Raw genomic sequence first — 17,931 nt, forward strand, 5'->3', positions numbered from 1 at the left:
CAGCTTCTTGCCCCATAGCACAACTATGGGGCTGCGAATCCGGCAAAAACTGGCCTCGCTGGGGCGCATTCTCGCTATCGACGCCCAAAGTCCGACAGGCTCCTAGCGGGTGAAGCCGGATTCCAGCACAAAGGGGTCTGCAGGAGCGCGCCGGTAAAATCGTCCGCTTTCGTTGACTTTGCCCCTTTTGGAGCCTCTCTTTCCATGGCCAACTCCCCAGAACAACAACGCATGGCGAACGCGATCCGCGCCTTGGCCATGGATGCCGTACAGCAAGCCAACTCGGGCCACCCGGGCGCGCCCATGGGCATGGCCGAGATGGCGGTGGCCTTGTGGGGACAGCACCTGCGCCACAACCCCGCGAATCCGCGCTGGTTCGACCGCGACCGCTTCGTGCTCAGCAATGGCCACGCGTCCATGCTGCTGTATGCGCTGCTGCATCTCACGGGTTACGACCTGCCGCTAGAAGAGATCAAAAAATTCCGCCAGCTGCACAGCAAGACGCCGGGGCACCCCGAGGTGGGCGTGACGCCGGGCGTGGAGACCACCACGGGCCCGCTGGGCCAGGGCATCGCCAATGCCGTGGGCATGGCGCTGGCCGAAAAGCTGCTCGCGGCCGAGTTCAACCGTCCGGGGCACAGCGTGGTCGATCACCACACCTACGTCTTCCTCGGCGACGGCTGCATGATGGAAGGCATCAGCCACGAGGTCGCCGCGCTGGCCGGCGCCTGGAAGCTGGGCAAGCTGATCGCGCTCTACGACGACAACGGCATCAGCATCGACGGTGAGGTCACGCCCTGGTTCATCGACGACACGGCGCAGCGCTTTGCCGCCTACGGCTGGAACGTGCTGGGCCCCGTCGATGGGCACGACGTGCCGCAGGTGGCCGCAGCCATCGCCCAGGCGCGCGCGCAGTCGCTGCGGCCCACGCTCATCATCTGCAAGACGCACATCGGCAAGGGCTCGCCCAACCGCGTCGATACCGCCAAGGCGCACGGTGAGCCGCTGGGCGCCGAAGAGATCGCGCGCACGCGCGCCGCGCTCGGCTGGGACTACCCGCCCTTCACGATTCCGGCGGACGTCTATGCCCACTGGGACGCGAAACAGCGCGGCCAGGCCGCCGAGGCCGAGTGGGATCAGCGCTTTGCTGCCTATCGTGGTGCGTACCCCGCGCTCGCAACCGAGTTCACGCGCCGCATGCACGGCGAATTGCCGGCGCACTTTGCCGAGCTGGTGCAGCGCACCGTCGCCGCGCTGCACGCCAAGGCCGAGACCGTGGCCACGCGCAAAGCCAGCCAGATCGTGCTCGAAGCCTTCACCGCCGCGCTGCCCGAACTGCTCGGCGGCAGCGCCGACCTCACGGGCTCGAACCTCACCAACACCAGCCACACGCCCAACCTGCGCTTTGACGCGCAAGGCCAGGTGGTGCAGACCACGCTGGCAGATGGCCGCAGTGTGGGCGGGCGCCACATCAACTACGGCGTGCGCGAGTTCGGCATGGCTGCGATCATGAACGGCATCGCGCTGCACGGCGGCTACATCCCTTACGGCGGCACCTTCCTGACTTTCAGCGACTACAGCCGCAACGCCGTGCGCATGGCTGCGCTGATGCACCAGCGCGTGATCCACGTGTTCACGCACGACTCCATCGGCCTGGGCGAAGACGGCCCCACGCACCAGCCCGTGGAGCACGCGGCCAGTCTGCGCCTGATCCCGCGCCTGGAAGTCTGGCGCCCCGCCGACACGGCCGAGACGGCCGTCGCCTGGGGCGCAGCGCTGGCGCAGCACGACCGGCCGACGGCGCTGCTGCTGTCGCGCCAGAACCTTGCCTACGCGCCCAAGCGCAACTTGGGCGACATCCGCCGCGGCGCCTACGTGCTCAGCGAGCCGGCCGACGCGGGGCTCGATACGGCGGCCCAGGCGGTGCTGATCGCGACTGGCTCCGAAGTGCAACTCGCGCTCCAAGCGCAGCGCTTGCTTGCATCTAAAAACATAGCTGTTCGCGTTGTATCCATGCCGAGTACCACCGTTTTTGACCGTGAATCCATGGACTACAAGCTGTCCGTGCTGCCCGCGGGCATCCCGCGCGTCGCGGTCGAGATGGGCGTGACCGACGGCTGGTGGAAATACGGCTGCGCCGCCGTGCTCGGCATCGACCGCTTCGGTGAATCGGCCCCCGCGCCCGTGCTGCTGCAGCATTTCGGCTTCACCGCGGAGAACCTCGGAGACGCGGTGCAGGCCGTGCTCGCGCGCCATGGCCAGGGGCAGCAATAGGATAAAAACGCAAACTGGTACCCACGAGGGAGCCCGCGCGGGCGCAAGCTCGCACATCCACAATTTCACAAGCAACCTGGAGAGACTGAGCTATGGCAATCAAGATCGGCATCAACGGCTTCGGCCGCATCGGGCGCATGGTGTTCCGCGCCGCTGTGCAGAACTTTTCCGACATCGAAATCGTGGGCATCAACGACCTGCTCGAGCCCGACTACCTGGCCTACATGCTGAAGTACGACAGCGTGCATGGCCGCTTCAAGGGCGAAGTGGGCGTCGAAGGCAGCACCCTGGTGGTCAACGGCAAGAAGATCCGCCTGACCAAGGAGCGCGATCCGGGCAACCTCAAATGGGGCGAGGTCGGCGCCGACGTGGTGATCGAAGCCACGGGCCTGTTTCTCGACAAGGCCAACGCCGAGAAGCACCTGGCTGCGGGCGCCAAAAAGGTCATCATGTCGGCCCCGAGCAAGGACGACACGCCCATGTTCGTCTTCGGCGTGAACCACGAGACGTACGCGGGCCAGGCCATCATCAGCAACGCGAGCTGCACCACCAACTGCCTCGCGCCCGTGGCCAAGGTGCTCAACGACAAGTGGGGCATCAAGCGCGGCCTCATGACCACGGTGCACGCCGCCACGGCCTCGCAAAAAACCGTCGATGGCCCGAGCCACAAAGACTGGCGCGGCGGTCGCGGCATCCTCGAAAACATCATTCCCAGCTCCACCGGCGCGGCCAAGGCCGTGGGCGTGGTGCTGCCTGAACTTAAAGGCAAGCTCACGGGCATGTCGTTTCGCGTGCCCACCTCGGACGTGTCGGTGGTCGATTTGACCGTGGAGCTGGTCAAGGAGGCTTCTTATGCCGACATCTGCGCCGAAATGAAGGCGCAGAGCCAGGGCGCGCTCAAGGGCGTGCTCGGCTACACCGAGGACGCGGTCGTGGCCACCGACTTCCGTGGCGAAGTCTGCACCAGCGTGTTCGACGCCGCAGCCGGCATTGCGCTCGACGGCACCTTCATGAAGGTCGTGAGCTGGTACGACAACGAGTGGGGTTATTCGAACAAGTGCCTCGAAATGGCACGTGTGGTGGGGCGCAAGTAAGCTGCCCAGAAACGCCAAAGAGCGCCGGCATGTGCGCTGCCGGCGCGTGCGCAGCCCGTCAGTGTCAGACAGGCTGCCGAGCCCACCCGCTGCGCATGCGCGGGTGGTTTTTTTACGTCACTCGCCCACGCCTTGCGTGCGGATGGTGTCGTGACCGTGCTTGTCCTTGGCGCGGCCCAGGTCCGAGTCGAGCGCATGGATCAGCTTGTCGGCCGCTTTGGCGAGCGCCTCGGCCACTTTCTCGGCCTCGGCCGTCACGGCCACGGGCGGGCGGCCGGCGACGCGCGCTTCGAGGCGGCAGCGTTTGTCGTTGCCGCCTTTGATGCTGTTTTCGTCGGCGAGGAAAACTTCCACGCGCGTCAGGTGCTCGCGAAAGCGCGCGAGGCGGTCTTGAATCTCGCGCTGCGCCCATTCGGCCAGCGATTCGCCGCCATGGATTTTGTCGTCGGTGTGGACTTGCACTTGCATGTGGATTTCCTTTCTGGGTTTATGGGCCGGCGCGGCGGCTGCCGCTTTCTCTTTACATGGGGCCGGCCCATGGCAAAACAAACGGCGCCAGGCGTTCGACAGTGAAGTGAACCGCCGGGCGCACCCCCCGATTGTCGCAGGTGCACAGCGGCGGCCCTACAATGCGCGCCTTCAGCCACTGGATAAACACCATGCAACGCTGTGATTTCCCCCGTCGTCTCCGTGCTGCGCGCCCTGGCGCCTGGAGCCTGGTGCTCGCTGCCGCCTTGTGCGCACCGCCGCTGTGGGCGCAACAGGTGCCGTTTGGCCTTGGCAATGTGCGCAACTTCCCCGAGGCCGCGCTGCGCGGCAAGCTCGCCGTCTTGAGCACCGTCGATGCCGAGCTCAACGGCCGCGCCATCCGTATGGCGCCGGGCATGCGCCTGTTCAGTCCGCAAAACAGCCTGGTCATGCTGCACACCGTGATCGGCCAGAGCTTCAAGGTCAACTACGTGATCGAGCCTTCCACGGGCATGCTGCTCACGGCCTGGATACTGACCGAAGCCGAGGCCGCGCAGCCGCGCCCGGCCGCCAAATAAGCCCCCGTCCGCGCATCGCGCCGCGCCGTGCGGCCGATGTGCCTGCAGCAGCGCCCCGTGCGGGCGCAGTTTGTCGTTTTCCATCTGCCGTTTTCCACCGCTTCCCTATCCCCAATCGCGCCATGCCCAAAAAAGTCTTCATCAAAACCTTCGGCTGCCAGATGAACGAGTACGACTCGGACAAGATGCTCGACGTGCTGCGCGCCGCCGCGGGCTACGAGCCCACGCAGGAGCCCGAAGAGGCCGACCTGATCCTGTTCAACACCTGCTCGGTGCGCGAAAAGGCGCAGGAAAAGGTGTTCAGCGACCTGGGGCGCTTGCGGCACCTCAAGGCGCGCGGCGTGCAGATCGGCGTGGGCGGCTGCGTGGCCAGCCAGGAGGGCGAGGAGATCATCGCGCGCGCCCCGTACGTTGACATCGTTTTCGGCCCGCAGACCTTGCACCGCCTGCCAGAGCTGCTCGCACAGCGAGAGCGCCAAAACCGCCCACAAGTGGACATCAGCTTTCCCGAGATCGAAAAGTTCGACCACCTGCCGCCCGCGCGCGTCGAGGGCCCGAGCGCCTTCGTCTCGATCATGGAAGGCTGCAGCAAATACTGCAGCTACTGCGTCGTGCCGTACACGCGCGGCGAGGAGGTCTCGCGCCCGCTCGACGACGTGCTCGTCGAGATCGCGGGCCTGGCCGACCAGGGCGTGAAGGAGGTCACGTTGCTGGGCCAGAACGTGAACGCCTACCGCGGCGCGATGGGGGGCAGCGCCGAGATCGCGGACTTTGCCCTGCTGCTCGAGTACGTGGCCGAGATTCCGGGCATAGAGCGCATCCGCTACACCACCAGCCACCCCAACGAGTTCACGCCGCGGCTGATCGAAGCCTACGCGCGCATCCCCAAGCTCGTGAGCCATCTGCACCTGCCCGTGCAGCACGGCAGCGACCGCATCCTCATGGCCATGAAGCGCGGCTACACCGCCATGGAATACAAAAGCACGGTGCGCAAGCTGCGTGCAATCCGCCCCGAGCTATCGCTCGCCAGCGACTTCATCGTCGGCTTCCCGGGCGAGACCGAGGAAGATTTTGCGCGCCTCATGCGCCTCGTGGAGGAGCTTCAGTTCGACAACAGCTTCAGCTTCATCTTCAGCCCGCGCCCCGGCACGCCCGCGGCCAGCCTGCACGACGACACGCCGCAGGAGGTCAAGCTGCGCCGCCTGCAAACGCTGCAGGCCACCATCAATGCGCACATCCAGCGCATCAGCGCGAGCCGCGTCGGCACGGTGCAGCGCGTGCTCGTCGAAGGCCGCTCCAAGCGCGACGCGAGCGAGCTCATGGGCCGCACCGAATGCAACCGCGTGGTCAACTTTCCGGGGCCGGCGCGCCTCGTCGGGCAGATGGTGGACGTGCGCATCACCGAGGCCAAGACCTACACACTGCGCGGCGAGGTGCTGGTGCGCGGGGACTGAAGCAGAGTTTCCGCCCGCAGCGCAGGGCAGGGCTTCAGAATGGAATGTCGTCGTCCATGTCGTCGAAGCCCGATGAGGCCGGCGCCGCCGGGGCCATGGGCGCGGCGGGCGCAGGGGAAGCGGGGCGCGCTGCCGGACGGGCGGGCGGCGGGCTGGCGCGGCGCGGCGCGCTGTCGTAGCCGCCACCTTCGTCGTAACCGCCCTGGGATGCACCCTGGCCACCCATGCCTTGGCGGCTGCCGAGCATCTGCATCTGGTCGGCGCGGATTTCGGTGCTGTAGCGCTCCACGCCCGACTGGTCCGTCCACTTGCGCGTGCGCAAGGAGCCTTCCACATAGACCTGCGAGCCTTTGCGCAGGTACTGGCCCACGATTTCGGCCAGGCGCCCGGTGAAGACCACGCGGTGCCATTCGGTGGCCTCGCGCATTTCGCCGCTTTGCTTGTCGCGCCACTTGTCGGTCGTGGCGATGGTGACGTTGGCCAGCTGGTCGCCGTTCGGAAAGGTGCGCATTTCAGGGTCACGGCCCAGGTTGCCGACGAGGATGACTTTGTTCACGGATGCCATGTTGTTTTACCTTGATGGGGGTGGGCGCGCCATGCGCGGCGCGCCGGGCGCCTGATTGTGCCGCAACGCGGGCTTTTGCCGACGCATCGAGACTACCGGCAAGGCGGCAGCAGGGACGGCAGGGCAATGGGCAGGGCGTTCTCAGTGGGGCGCCGGCGCGCTGCGCCCCACGGGCTGCAGCGGCCAGGTCAGCGCGAGCCACAGCGCCGTGAGCGTGGCGGTCGCGGCGAACAGGCCCGGCGCGCCGGCCCAGCGTACCAGGGCGCCGCCCAGCGCCCCGCCGGCGAACAGGCCCAGCGACTGCATGGTGTTGTAGCTGCCCAGCGCGGCGCCGCGCAGCTGCGCCGGCGCCATGCGCGAAACCAGGCTGGGCTGCGTGGCTTCGAGCGCGTTGAAGCCGCAAAAGAACACGAACAGTAGCGGCGCGAGCAGCCACAGCGTGGCGTGCCAGCCGCTCGCCGCGAGCAGCCCCAGCGCCGCTTGCACGAGCAGCACGCACCCAATCGCCCCGAGCAGCGCCGCGCGCAGCCGCCCGCGCCGCTCGAGCGCGAACAGCCCGCCCATCGCGAGGAAGGACAGCGCCACGGCGGGCAGGTAGACCTCCCAGTGCTGCGCCTTGGGCAGGCCGGCTTGCACCAGCATCGCGGGCACGGCCATCCACATGCACAGCTGCACCGTGTGCAGCGCGAATACGCCGAAATTCAGGCGCAGCAGGTCGGGGTGCGTCCACACATCGGCCAGGCGGCCCTGCCCTTTGCCAGTGGCGGCTTCTGCATGCTGCGCGGGCTCGGGCGGCACCCACCACAGCACCACGGCCACGCCCGCGAGCGCGAGCGCGCAGGTCAGGCCGAACAGGCCCGCAAGACCGATGCGCGCGGCCAGCGCAGGCGCCGCCACGAGCGCGATGGCAAACATCAAGCCTATGCTGCCGCCCACGAGCGCCATGGCCTTGGTGCGCACGCCGTCGCGCGTCTGGTCGGCCAGCAACGCCGTGACGGCTGCCGACACCGCGCCTGCACCCTGCAAGGCACGGCCCGCGAGCACGCCCGTGAGCGTGTGCGCGAGCGCGGCGAGCAGGCTGCCCGCGGCGAACACCAGCAGCCCCGCGACGATCACGCGTTTGCGCCCCCAGCGGTCCGAGGCCATGCCCAGCGGCAGCTGAAACACCGCCTGTGTGAGCCCATACATGCCCATGGCCAGGCCCACCAACGCCGGATCGTCGCCGCCGGGGTACTTGCGCGCTTCGAGCGCGAACACCGGCAGCACGAGGAACAGGCCCAGCATGCGCAGCGCAAAGATCAGCGCGAGCGACACGCTCGCGCGTCGCTCGAGCGCCGTCATGGTGGTGGCAGGGTCTTTCGGCCGCGCCGCAGCGGGCGCAGAGCGGGAGCGGGAAGTGGTGGACGAGGGCACGATGGGTTCTGGCTTGCAAAAACGGAGCGCAAAAAACAAGGCGCTGGGCGGGCGCGGCAGCGCCAGCGAAACGGGCTGCAAGCGCGCGCCCGGATTGTGCGCCTATCGGCGTCAGTGTGCGTCCGCGGCCGGAAGTTCCTCGGCGCGTGCCACGGAGCTGGCAAACGCCAGAGCGCCTCACTATCATGGCGGGTTTTCTTCGACGCTCTTTCGTGTCCCACCCTACCGCCGATTCCGCCGACCGCGGCCTTGCCGCGCCTGATGCGCCAGGCACACCAAGTGCAAGTGCGCCTGCCCAGGCGTGCATACGCATCCGCGGCGCGCGCACGCACAACCTCAAAAATATCAGCCTCGACATCCCGCGCCACCAGCTCGTGGTGATCACGGGGCTGTCGGGCTCGGGCAAGTCGAGCCTAGCCTTCGACACGCTCTACGCCGAGGGCCAGCGCCGCTACGTCGAGAGCCTCTCGACCTACGCGCGGCAGTTCCTCGGGCGGCTGGACAAGCCCGACGTCGATGGCATCGAAGGTTTGTCGCCCGCGATCAGCATCGAGCAAAAAGCCAGCAGCCACAACCCGCGCTCCACCGTGGGCACGGTGACCGAAGTGCACGACTACCTGCGCCTGCTGTTCGCGCGCGCCGGCACGCCCTATTGCCCCGAGCACGGCCTGCCGCTCGCGGCGCAGACCGTGAGCCAGATGGTCGATGCCGTGCGCGCGCTGCCTGCCGACACGCGCATCCTCGTGCTCGCACCCGTGGCGCGTGGCAAGAAGGGTGAGTTCACCGAGCTGTTCGCGCAGATGCAGGCGCGTGGCTACGTGCGCTTTCGCGTCGATGGCAAGGTCTATGCCTACGAGGAGCTGCCCGCGCTGCGCAAGACCGAGAAGCACGACGTCGACGTGGTCATAGACCGCCTCAAGGTGCGCCCAGAGGTGCAGCAGCGCCTGGCCGAGAGCCTCGAGGCCGCGCTGCGCCTGATGGCCGAACTCGGCAGCGAGGGGCGCGGGCGTGTGCTGGTGCTCGAGCTGGACGACGGCAAGGAGCACTGGTTCAGCAGCCAGTTCGCGTGCCCGGTGTGCAGTTACAGCGTGCCGCCGCTCGAGCCGCGGCTGTTTTCGTTCAACTCGCCGCAGGGCGCCTGCCCGGTCTGCGACGGGCTGGGCCACTGTGAGGTGTTCGACCCCGCGCGTGTGGTCGCCTTCCCGGAGCTGAGCCTGGCGGGCGGTGCGATCAAGGGCTGGGATCGGCGCAACGCCTACTACTTCAGCCTGCTCGAGAGCCTGGCGCGGCACTATGGCTTCGACCTCGAAGCGCCGTTCGAGTCGCTGCCGCCCAAGGTGCAGCAGGTGATCTTGTACGGCTCGGGCACCGAGGCCATCCCTTTCAGCTATCCACTCGATAGCGGCCAAGGAAAGGCTGGAGCCGCGCGCACGGTGGTCAAGGAGCACCCGTTCGAAGGGATTTTGCCGAACATGGCGCGGCGCTACCGTGAAACCGACTCCGCCGTGGTGCGCGAGGAGCTTGCGCGCTACCGCAGCACCCAGCCCTGCCCCGAATGCCAGGGCGCGCGCCTGCGCCGCGAGGCGCGCCACGTGAAGGTGGGCGAGGGCACGCAGGCACGCACCCTCCACGAGATCAGCCGCGCCACGCTGGGCGAGGCGCACGCCTGGTTCGCGCAGCTCAAGCTCAGCGGCGCCAGGGCCGACATCGCCGCGCCCGTGGTGCGCGAGATCGCCACGCGGCTGCAATTCCTGAACGGCGTAGGGCTCGATTACCTCAGCCTGGAGCGCAGCGCCGAGACACTCTCGGGCGGCGAGGCGCAACGCATTCGCCTCGCGAGCCAGATCGGCTCGGGCCTCACGGGCGTGATGTACGTGCTCGACGAGCCCAGCATAGGCCTGCACCAGCGCGACAACGACCGCCTGATCGCGACCTTGCAGCGCCTGCGCGACCTGGGCAACAGCGTGATCGTGGTCGAGCACGACGAGGACATGATGCGCGCCGCCGACCACCTGATCGACATGGGGCCGGGCGCGGGCGTGCACGGCGGCCGCATGATGGCGCAAGGCAGCGTGGCCGAGCTGTGTGCGCACCCCGACTCGCTCACGGGCCGCTACCTCGCGGGCACGCTGCGCATCCCCGTGCCCGCGCGGCGCACGCCCTGGTTGCCGGTTCGCGCTGCGGCGCAGGACGCGGGCAAAAACCTGGGCAAAGGGCGCGGGCGGCGCCCTCAGAGCGCGGGCGATGGTGCCCGCGCAGGCGGCCAGGTGCCCGAAGATGCCCAGGACTTGCAGGGCGACGAAATTCCAGGCCCGGCCAGCGCGGGCGCATCCGCCGGCCTGCAAGCGCTGCGCATCGTCGGCGCCACGGGCAACAACCTGCAGGACGTGACGGTGGACTTTCCCGTGGGTCTGTTCACCTGCGTCACGGGTGTGTCGGGCTCGGGCAAGAGCACGCTGGTCAACGACACGCTCTACAAGGCCGTGGCGCGCCAGCTCTACCGCGCGCACGACGAGCCCGCGCCGCACCGCGGCATGCAGGGCCTCGAATACTTCGACAAGGTCATCAACGTCGATCAGTCGCCCATAGGGCGCACGCCGCGCAGCAACCCGGCCACGTACACGGGTTTGTTCACGCCGATCCGCGAGCTGCTCGCCGAAGTGCCCACGGCGCGCGAGCGCGGCTACGGGCCGGGGCGCTTTTCCTTCAACGTGCCGGGCGGGCGCTGCGAGGCTTGCGAGGGCGACGGCGTGGTGAAGGTCGAGATGCACTTTTTGCCCGACGTCTATGTGCCCTGCGAGGTCTGCCACGGCCAGCGCTACAACCGCGAGACGCTCGAAGTGCAGTGGAAGGGGCGCAACATCGCGCAGATCCTGGAGCTCACGGTGGAAGACGCGCTGGGCTTTTTCAAAGACCAGCCGGCGATCGCGCGCAAGCTGCAGACGCTGCGCGACGTGGGCCTGTCGTACCTGCGCCTGGGCCAGGCCGCGACCACGCTCTCGGGCGGCGAGGCACAGCGCGTCAAGCTCGCGCAGGAGCTCTCGCGCCGCGACACCGGGCGCACGCTCTACATCCTCGACGAGCCGACCACGGGCCTGCACTTTGCCGACGTTGCGCTGTTGCTCGAGGTGCTGCAGCAGCTGCGCGACGCGGGCAACACCATCGTCGTGATCGAGCACAACCTCGACGTCATCAAGACCGCCGACTGGATCATCGACATGGGCCCCGAAGGCGGCGCGGGCGGCGGCCGCGTGGTGGCGCTGGGCACGCCCGAAGCCGTCGCGGCGAATCCGGCGAGCCACACCGGGCGCTACCTGCAAAAATACTTGCGCGCGCAGTAGCTTTGAATTTGATATGAACCCAGATTGTCCATTAGGCGGTGCTGCGCACCTACGCGGGCGTTGGCGGACGTCTGCCGGTCATTTTGGCCGCGGCTTCGGCGTCCATGGCACCGGCCATGGACTTCTCACCCGCGACCAAACTGCCACGCCAGCCGCCTCGCCACCATCCCGCGTCCTAACGAACAATCTGGGATGAAATCGGCTTCTAACGCTTATGAAATAAGCGCAAGCAGCTATTTTTAGAGAAGCATCGCAAGAGCAAAAAGGAGGCAGGCATGGATCTCGGACTCGAAGGCAAGGTGGCGCTGGTCACGGGCAGCGAGCGCGGCACCGGCAGTGTGATCGCGCAGCGGCTCGCCGAAGAAGGCGCCACCGTGATCGCGCATGGCTTTGCGCAAGACAGCGCCGAGCCCTTGCGTGCGCAGGGCGTGCGGCACACCGTCTGGGGCGACCTGTGCAGCGACGCGGGCGCAGCGCAGGTAGCGCAGCAGGCGCTGGCCGCCGCGGGGCGCGTGGACATCCTCGTGAACAACTACGGCACGGCCTCGGACGCGCGCTGGAGCGAGGCCGAGACCGCCGTCTGGCTCGACATGTACGAAAAAAACGTGCTCGCTGCGGTGCGCCTGATCCGCCTGCTCACGCCGCAGATGCGTGAGCGTGGCTGGGGGCGCGTGATCCAGCTCGGCACCATTGGCTCGACCCAACCCAACCCGCTGCGCCCTGCCTACTACGCTGCCAAGAGCGCGCTCGCAAGCATCGCCGTGACGCTCTCGCAGGAGCTCGCCCAGACCGGCATCACCGTGAATACGGTATCGCCCGGCTACATCCGCACGCCCGAAGTCGAGGCGGCCTTCCGCGCCAAGGCCCGCCGTGCGGGCTGGGCGGAGGCGCAGGGTGACTGGGCGAGCATCGAAGCGCGCATCGTCGCTCAGCGCTTTCCCAACCCCGTCGGCCGCATCGCCACGCGCGAAGAGGTGGCCGACCTCGTGTGCTTCGTCGCGAGCACGCGCGCAGCCTTCATCAACGGGCAAAACCTGCGCATCGACGGCGGCGCGCTCGGGCTGGTGCAATAGCGATGCACGGGCCGCAGGGGCCCGCGTGCGCCGAGCGGCAAAATGTCGCTGTCTGCCGCACAATGTATGCATGACTACGCTGCATTGTCCCCCTCTTTCCATGCTCGATTTGGTGCCCGTGCGTGAGGGCGCCACCATCGCCGACGCGCTGCGCTTAGCCCTGCAGACGGCCCGGCACGCCGAACGGCTGGGCTTTGTGCGCTACTGGCTTGCCGAGCACCACAACATCGACGGCATCGCGAGCTCGGCCACCGCCGTGCTCGTGGGCTATATCGCGGGTGGCACCGAGCGCATCCGCGTCGGCTCGGGCGGCATCATGCTGCCCAACCACGCGCCGCTGGTCGTGGCCGAGGCCTTCGGCACGCTGGCCGAGCTCTACCCCGGCCGTATCGACCTGGGCCTGGGCCGCGCCCCTGGCACCGACCCCGCCACCATGCGCGCCCTGCGCCGCGACCGCGTCGAAACCGTGGAAGACTTCCCGCGCGACGTGGCCGAGCTGCAGCGCCTGCTCGCGCCACCCGCGCCAGGCCAGCGCATCGTCGCCACGCCCGGTGCGGGCACGAACGTGCCGATCTGGCTGCTCGGCTCCAGCCTGTTTTCGGCGCAGCTCGCGGCCGAGCGTGGTCTGCCGTATGCGTTTGCCTCGCACTTCGCGCCGCGCCTGCTGCACGAGGCCATCGCCTTGTATCGGCAGCAGTTCCGCCCCTCGGCGGTGCTCGCCAAGCCTTATGTGATGATTGGGGTGCCCTTGATCGCCGCACCCACCGACGCCGAGGCTGAGTACCTTGCGAGCAGCATGTACCAACGCGTGCTCGGCATCCTGCGCGGCGAGCGCCTGCGCCTGCAGCCGCCGCAAGAAAACTTCATGGCGCGCCTGCACCCGCAGGAGCGTGCGGCGATCCAGGACTTTTTGGCTGCCGCCGTCATCGGCAGCCCCGAGACCATACGCCGCGGCTTCGCGCAGCTCGCGCAGAGCACACAGGCCGACGAGTTCATCCTCACCTGCGACATCTACGACCCCGCGCTGCGCCTGCGCTCGCTCGACATCGCTGCGCAGGTGCGCGACGAGATGAACGGCGCAGCCGCGCCGAGCGCTCAGCGCGCCAAATAACCGCCGTCTATGGGGTAATAAGCGCCGGTGACGAACGAGGCGCGCTGGCTTGCGAGCCAGGTCACGAGCTCGGCCACTTCTTCGGCGCGGCCCAGGCGCCCTATGGGGTGCGCGGCGATGAGCATGGCGTTCGTGGCCGGGTCGTCCTCGAACTTGCCGATCATGGGCGTGTGGATGAAGCCCGGCCCGACGGCGTTCACGCGCACGCCCTGCGCACTGTATTCGAGCGCCGCCGTCTGCGTGAGCCCGACCACGCCATGCTTGGCCGCCGTGTAGGCCGCAGAGCCCGCAAAGCCCACCGCGCCCAGAATCGAGGCCATGTTGACGATGGCGCCGCCACCGCTTTGCAGCATGGCCGGGATCTGGTACTTCATGCCATAGAACACGCCCGAGAGGTTGATGCCCAGCACGCGCGCCCAGTCGTCCAGCGGGTATTCGGCCAGTGGCATGCTGGCACCACTCACCCCCGCGTTGTTGCAGGCCACGTCGAGGCGGCCGAAATGCGTCATGGTCTGTTCGACCAGGGCGCGGCAGTCCTCGGGTCGGCTCACGTCGGCGGCGACGAACAGCGCCTCCCGACCCCAGGCGCGCGCCTGCAACGCGGTTTCTTCGCCGCCGGCCACGTTCATGTCCGACACCACGACGCGCGCGCCCTCGCGCGCCCAGGCGAGCGCGATGGCCCGTCCAATGCCCGACGATGCGCCCGTCACCAAAGCCACTTTGTCCTTCAGCATGTTGTGCTCCTTGCTGTGTGCAGCACCCGCAGCCCCGCGCCGCAGGCCGGTGGCCATTGTGTCCCCGCGGCGTGACGGCGTGCGCGGCCCCGGCTCATGCCTGAGCGATGCGCTGGAACAAGCCACCCGGCAGGCGCGCGACGCAACCCGCGAGTTCGAGCTCGAGCAGCTGCGCCTGCAGCGTGGCCGCGTCCAGGCCCGTGCGCGCGAGCAGCGCATCCAGCCCGATGGGGTCGTAGCCCAGTGCCTGCAGCAAGGGCGTGTCGGGCGCTTCGGCCGCTCCGGCTGTAGCCGCCGCGCTGGGGGCGTGGGGCGGCGCTGTGACGGCAGGTCGGGTGCGTGCGGCCGGCGCTGCAGCCGTTGCCGCCGTTGCACGCGCCGGCAGGCGCAGCTCTTCGAGCACGTCCTGCGCACTTTCGACGAGCTTGGCGCCCTGGCGTATCAAGGCATGGCAGCCGCGCGACTGCGGCGCATGGATCGAGCCGGGGATCGCGAACACCTCGCGCCCTTGCTCGGCTGCGAGCCGTGCCGTGATCAGCGAGCCCGAGGCCGGCGCGGCCTCGACGACCAGCGTGCCCAGCGACAGCCCCGCGATGATGCGGTTGCGCTGCGGAAAGTTGGGCGCGAGCGGGGGCGTGCCCAGCGGGTACTCGCTCACGATCAGGCCCTGCGCTGCGATGCGCCGCGCAAGCTCCAGGTTGCGGCGCGGATAGACGCGATCCAGGCCCGTGCCGACGACGGCGATCGTGGCGGGCCATGGTCCGGCTTGCGTTCCCGCTTGGGCCGCACTGTCCAGGGCGCCTTCGTGGGCTGCCGCGTCTATGCCCAGCGCCAGGCCCGAGACGATGCACAGGCCCGCGGCGTGCAGCGCGCGGGCAAACTGGCGCGCGTTTTCGGCACCTTGCGCCGTAGGGTTGCGGCTGCCCACCATGGCCAGGCAGCGGCCTTGGGCGAAGGGGTCGCCCTGCAGCACCTCGGCGGGCCCGAGCGCATACAGCAGCAGCGGCGGGTCTTCGGTGTCGAGCAGGGCGCGGGGATACGCGGCGTCGGCCAGGCTCAGGAGCGCATGCGCCGGCGCTTGGGCGGGCCCAGCGTCCGTCGCGTGCAGCCAGGCCCAGGTGCGCGCGCACAAGTCCTCGAAGCCTTCGGGCAGCGTGTGCAGCGCGCGCGCCTGCGCCGGACTCACGCAGCGCTCGAGCGCCTGCAGCGATTGCGCGAACACCGCCTGCGGCAGACCGAAGGCCGCGAGCAGCTTGCGGGCCGTAGCGCGCCCCACGCCCGGCGTCACGCTCAGACGCAGCCAGGCGGCGAGTTCTTCGCGTTCCATGGCGAAAAATGGGGCCGGTGTTTGCCGGGAAGGTTTGCGGGGCCGGGCTTATTGCGGTTGGGTCAGTTTGTCGCCGATGCGCACGGGCGCGTGAATTTCGAGGATCAGCACGTAGGACACACGCTCGAAAGTGCGAAACACCATGCCCAAGCCGTTGCGCTCGTTGGGCAGCTGCACCATGGGGCGGTCGGGGTCGGCCTTGTCCACGATGCGCGCGCCCTGGCTCAGGATGGCGAGCACCTGGCCGGACTCCATGCCATCGCGGCGGCCGCGGTTGATGGCGATCACCTGGTTTTGTGCGGCATTGGCCAGTGCGGCGCTGCCATAGACCGACACCACGCGCGCATCCACGGGCACTTGCGGCGCTCGCGGTGTGAAGTTGAGAAACTCGCGCTGTGGCGCGGGCAGCAGGCGGTCGCCGGCGCGCACCTCCTCTTTCGTCTGCCCGAGCTGCAAGGTCGCGGGAATGGGGTCGGCGGCGGGCGTTTGCTCGGTGCCGGCCGTGCCCGGGGTTTCGCTGCGCAGCAGCTCGGCTTTGCCGAGATAGTGCGCCTCGTAGCCCAGGATTTCGCCGGTTTCCGGGTCCTGGAGCGGCTTGCCGTCACGGTAAATACGGAAGTAGCGCGGCTTGCCGGGCCCGAGCAAGAGGGGAGCATCGGCCGGCCCACGCGCATAGATTCGATTGCCCTCGGCCATGAGTACGCGCTCTTCAGTGGTGGCGACGATGTGCGGGGCATTGGCCAGCGTCTCTTCATCGACGATCAGGGGTTCTTCGAGGAAGGGCTCGATCGCCTGCGGATCGAGCGTGGGCAGGGCCGTGTCGGCAAGGCTTTCGGTGCGCACGCGCGGCGTCGCGCGCACGGTTTCGATGTCGCCTTCAGGGTTGGTGGCGAGGCGTGCATAGCCGCCATCTTTGATCAGGTACAGCGTCTGGCCCGGATAAATCAGATGCGGGTTGCGGATGGACTGCAGGTTCATGCCCCAGAGCTCGGGCCAGCGCCAAGGACGCTTGAGGTACAGGCCCGAGATGCGCCACAAGGTGTCGCCGCGCTTGACCACGTATTTGTCGGGCGCGTTGGGCGCCAGCTCGGACAGCGGCACGCCGCGTTGCGCTACCTGCTGCGCCGTGGCGCGCTGGCCGCTCGTGATGGGGTATTTCTGCGCTTGCGCCCCGGGTGCATACAACGCGGCCGCGAGGGCAAAGCCCCCTGCTGCCGCAAGCACCGCGGCCCTCCCCCAGCGGGTGCTTTGCCCACGCATCGATGCCATCGTCATGGAGTTCCTTTTTCGCTGAATTACAGATCACCCAGGATTCTCTTTGCAAGCCCTGACCGGGGCAACGATTATTGTCCCAGGGCTCCCGCAGGTGCTTGAAAGTAGCGAAAATAACGACATTTTGTGCGCACAGGCGTCGCCTGCTGCGTCGTTTTCGCTATCTTTTTCGCCTATTCTGAGCCATGGCCGTTCTTCCGATTCTTTGCTATCCCGACCCCCGCCTGCGCACCGTCGCGCGCCCGGTGGCGAGCGTGGATGCGCGCATCCAGGCGCTGGTGGCCGACATGCTCGAAACCATGTACGACGCCAAGGGCATTGGCCTTGCGGCGACGCAGATCGACGTGCACGAGCGCGTGGTGGTGATCGACGTCTCGCAGGAACGCAACCAGCCCATGGTGCTGATCAACCCCGAGATCATCTGGGCCAGCGAGGAAAAGCAAGAGGGTGAGGAAGGGTGCCTCTCGGTGCCCGGCATTTACGACGGCGTGGAGCGCGCACAAGCCGTGCGCGTGCGTGCGCTCGACGCGCAGGGGCAGGAGCGCATCATCGAAGCCGAGGGGCTGCTGGCCGTGTGCATACAGCACGAGCTCGACCACCTCATGGGCAAGGTGTTCGTCGAATACCTCTCGCCGCTCAAGCGCAACCGCATCAAAACCAAGCTGCTCAAGCAGCAGCGCGAGGAGGCCCGCGCATGAAACTTTCTGTGCCGGCAAAGGCGGGCGCGTTGCGCCACGCCGTGGCCGCCGCGGCGCTGCTGTTGCTCGCCGCCTGCGCCTCGCCCGACTGGGAAAAGCCCGGCGCGCTGCGCGAGGACGTGCTCGCGCGCCTGGGTGCGCCGCGCAGCACGCAGAGCCTGCCCGACGGCGGCCAGCGCCTGCTGTATTCGACCCTGCCTGCGGGCTACCAGGTGTTCCACCTCGACTTCGACGCCAGCGGGCGCCTCGTGCGTATCACGCAAGTGCTGACGCAGCAGCGTTTTGAATCCATCCCCGTCGACCAATGGAGCGCGCGCGACGTCGAGGCCACCTTCGGCCCGCCGATCCGACTCGAAAAAGTCGCACGTTTCGACGGCGACATCTGGACATACCACTTCATCGACGACCTGGGTACGCGCCGTTATGCCTACGTCCACATCGACCGCGCGGGCATCGTGCGCCGGGTGATGTATGCCGACGAATTCTCGGGCGGTAGATACCGGTTTTACTGACGCGCTTTGCGCTTTTC

General features: G+C 68.1%; 15 protein-coding genes. 9 read left to right on the top strand and 6 right to left on the bottom strand.

The genetic code is table 11. The features are described from left to right. Positions 1 to 204 precede the first annotated feature (204 nt). Entirely contained in the window at positions 205 to 2,274 is a 2,070-nt protein-coding gene (gene tkt / locus DFR45_RS09615) for a transketolase (protein ID WP_114483499.1), read from the top strand. 92 nt (positions 2,275 to 2,366) lie between these two features. Beyond that, complete coding sequence (gene gap, locus DFR45_RS09620) at positions 2,367 to 3,368, top strand: type I glyceraldehyde-3-phosphate dehydrogenase (RefSeq protein ID WP_114483500.1); 1,002 nt, start codon at positions 2,367 to 2,369, stop codon at positions 3,366 to 3,368. Between the two features lie 117 nt (positions 3,369 to 3,485). Here the strand turns inward: gap and DFR45_RS09625 are convergent, their stop codons facing one another. Continuing rightward, positions 3,486 to 3,836 (bottom strand): HPF/RaiA family ribosome-associated protein, encoded by a 351-nt coding sequence (locus DFR45_RS09625; RefSeq protein WP_114483502.1) that lies wholly within the window; start codon positions 3,834 to 3,836, stop codon positions 3,486 to 3,488. 191 nt (positions 3,837 to 4,027) lie between these two features. On the opposite strand from DFR45_RS09625, the gene DFR45_RS09630 reads away from it, so the two are divergent. Together DFR45_RS09630 and miaB are read left to right on the top strand one after the other, a co-directional pair. Beyond that, positions 4,028 to 4,414 (top strand): hypothetical protein, encoded by a 387-nt coding sequence (locus DFR45_RS09630; RefSeq protein ID WP_114483636.1) that lies wholly within the window; start codon positions 4,028 to 4,030, stop codon positions 4,412 to 4,414. 122 nt (positions 4,415 to 4,536) lie between these two features. Beyond that, positions 4,537 to 5,868, top strand: a complete 1,332-nt coding sequence (gene miaB / locus DFR45_RS09635; RefSeq protein ID WP_114483503.1) for a tRNA (N6-isopentenyl adenosine(37)-C2)-methylthiotransferase MiaB — start codon at positions 4,537 to 4,539, stop codon at positions 5,866 to 5,868. 34 nt (positions 5,869 to 5,902) lie between these two features. Here the strand turns inward: miaB and ssb are convergent, their stop codons facing one another. Then, positions 5,903 to 6,433, bottom strand: coding sequence for a single-stranded DNA-binding protein (ssb, locus tag DFR45_RS09640; RefSeq protein WP_114483504.1), 531 nt, complete (start codon positions 6,431 to 6,433; stop codon positions 5,903 to 5,905). 141 nt (positions 6,434 to 6,574) lie between these two features. Then, positions 6,575 to 7,774, bottom strand: a complete 1,200-nt coding sequence (locus tag DFR45_RS09645; RefSeq protein ID WP_114483637.1) for an MFS transporter — start codon at positions 7,772 to 7,774, stop codon at positions 6,575 to 6,577. A 257-nt stretch (positions 7,775 to 8,031) separates the two neighbouring features. On the opposite strand from DFR45_RS09645, the gene uvrA reads away from it, so the two are divergent. The 3 genes from uvrA (at position 8,032) to DFR45_RS09660 (ending at position 13,371) form a co-directional block, all read left to right on the top strand. Further along, entirely contained in the window at positions 8,032 to 11,187 is a 3,156-nt protein-coding gene (gene uvrA, locus DFR45_RS09650; RefSeq protein WP_114483505.1) for an excinuclease ABC subunit UvrA, read from the top strand. Between the two features lie 275 nt (positions 11,188 to 11,462). Next, on the top strand, positions 11,463 to 12,260 hold the full coding sequence (locus DFR45_RS09655) for an SDR family NAD(P)-dependent oxidoreductase (RefSeq protein WP_114483507.1): 798 nt from the start codon (positions 11,463 to 11,465) through the stop codon (positions 12,258 to 12,260). A gap of 70 nt (positions 12,261 to 12,330) precedes the next feature. Further along, positions 12,331 to 13,371, top strand: coding sequence for an LLM class flavin-dependent oxidoreductase (locus tag DFR45_RS09660; protein WP_199755312.1), 1,041 nt, complete (start codon positions 12,331 to 12,333; stop codon positions 13,369 to 13,371). Here DFR45_RS09660 and DFR45_RS09665 read toward each other — a convergent pair. The 3 genes from DFR45_RS09665 to DFR45_RS09675 form a co-directional block, all read right to left on the bottom strand. Then, positions 13,356 to 14,105: an SDR family NAD(P)-dependent oxidoreductase gene (locus DFR45_RS09665; protein WP_114483638.1), complete on the bottom strand. Its 750-nt coding sequence runs from the start codon at positions 14,103 to 14,105 to the stop codon at positions 13,356 to 13,358. The genes DFR45_RS09660 and DFR45_RS09665 overlap by 16 nt on opposite strands. Positions 14,106 to 14,199: 94 nt before the next feature. After that, a complete protein-coding gene (gene dprA / locus DFR45_RS09670) occupies positions 14,200 to 15,432 on the bottom strand; it encodes a DNA-processing protein DprA (RefSeq protein ID WP_114483510.1) in 1,233 nt (410 codons plus the stop codon). Between the two features lie 48 nt (positions 15,433 to 15,480). Next, a complete protein-coding gene (locus tag DFR45_RS09675) occupies positions 15,481 to 16,701 on the bottom strand; it encodes a LysM peptidoglycan-binding domain-containing protein (protein ID WP_421782114.1) in 1,221 nt (406 codons plus the stop codon). Positions 16,702 to 16,889: 188 nt separating this feature from the next. Between DFR45_RS09675 and def the strand changes: the two genes are divergently transcribed. Both def and DFR45_RS09685 read left to right on the top strand, forming a co-directional pair. Then, on the top strand, positions 16,890 to 17,402 hold the full coding sequence (def, locus tag DFR45_RS09680; RefSeq protein ID WP_114483512.1) for a peptide deformylase: 513 nt from the start codon (positions 16,890 to 16,892) through the stop codon (positions 17,400 to 17,402). Beyond that, positions 17,399 to 17,914 (top strand): hypothetical protein, encoded by a 516-nt coding sequence (locus DFR45_RS09685; protein WP_114483513.1) that lies wholly within the window; start codon positions 17,399 to 17,401, stop codon positions 17,912 to 17,914. Before def ends, DFR45_RS09685 begins: the two co-directional genes overlap by 4 nt. Positions 17,915 to 17,931 lie beyond the last annotated feature (17 nt).

It is taken from the genome of Extensimonas vulgaris, assembly GCF_003337425.1.
GTDB classification, from domain to species: Bacteria; Pseudomonadota; Gammaproteobacteria; order Burkholderiales; family Burkholderiaceae_C; genus Extensimonas; species Extensimonas vulgaris.